Raw genomic sequence first — 1,026 nt, 5'->3', positions numbered from 1 at the left:
GCGCCTGCTCAGCCGCACCACCCGCAAGGTGGAGCTGACCGACGCCGGCCGGCTGTACTTCGAACGCTGCCAACGCATCGTCGCCGAGGCCCAGATCGCCCACGAGGAACTGCAGAAGCTGGTCGACACGCCGTCGGGGCCGCTGCGGGTGAACATGCCAGCGGATTTCGGTACGGACTTCCTGGCCGAATCGTTCATGGAATTCTCGCGCCGCTATCCCGACGTCACCTTTTTCCTGGACCTCGCCAACCCGGACCACGCCCAGCGCGTGTTCCAGACCTGCGATATTTCCATCGAGATCGGCGACCTGCCCGACTCGACGCAGATCGCGAGGCTGCTGGGCATGCTGCCCGCCCATCTGTACGCCTCGCGCGAATACCTGGAGAAGCACGGGGAACCCAGGCACCCCAGCGACCTGACCCGCCACGAGTGCATCGAGTTCCGCGCCGAAGGCGCCGGCCGCGTCACCCGCTGGCCGCTGAACAGCGGCGACCAGCACATCCAGTTCACGCCCGGCAACCGCTTTTCCGTCAACGGCGTGGCCATGGCCCGCCGCCTGGCGATGCTGGGCGCCGGCATCACCGTGCTGGTCGGCGGCCAGACCGCCGAGCAGAAATCGGGCCAGCTGCGGCGCGTGCTGCCGGACTGGCAGCTGGGACCGGTCCCGGTGTATGCCGTCACGGAAACCCGGCTCTTGCCCGCCAAGACCCGGATCTTCATCGAATTCCTGATGGAGCGCCTGGGCGGGGACGGGCAGGCGAAGGATACCGCGCCATTCATGAAATGACGGCGGCTCGGAAACAGACTGAAAAATTTGCTCGCGGCCGGTAGGCCCCGGCGCGGCATGCGCGCGGCGGCCCCGGACCGCCGTCCCGATCAGAAGCGTTCGTCGTCGCGCAGGTAGCGCCACTGCCCCAGCGGCAGGTCGCCCAGGGCCACGCGGCCGATGCGCACGCGCTTCAGGCCCACCACTTTCAGGCCCACCAGTTCGCACATGCGGCGGATCTGGCGCTTCTTGCCTTCGCG

Annotated in this window: 1 protein-coding gene; it reads left to right on the top strand. The window is 68.2% G+C overall.

The features are described from left to right. The coding region (locus FA727_RS23935) for a LysR family transcriptional regulator (RefSeq protein ID WP_136833941.1) at positions 1 to 787 on the top strand (787 nt) is incomplete at its 5' end. Positions 788 to 1,026: the final 239 nt, after the last annotated feature.

Source organism: Robertmurraya kyonggiensis, assembly GCF_005116465.1.
GTDB classification, from domain to species: Bacteria; Bacillota; Bacilli; order Bacillales; family Cytobacillaceae; genus Robertmurraya; species Robertmurraya kyonggiensis.
This window is presented reverse-complemented; position numbering and strand designations above follow the sequence as displayed.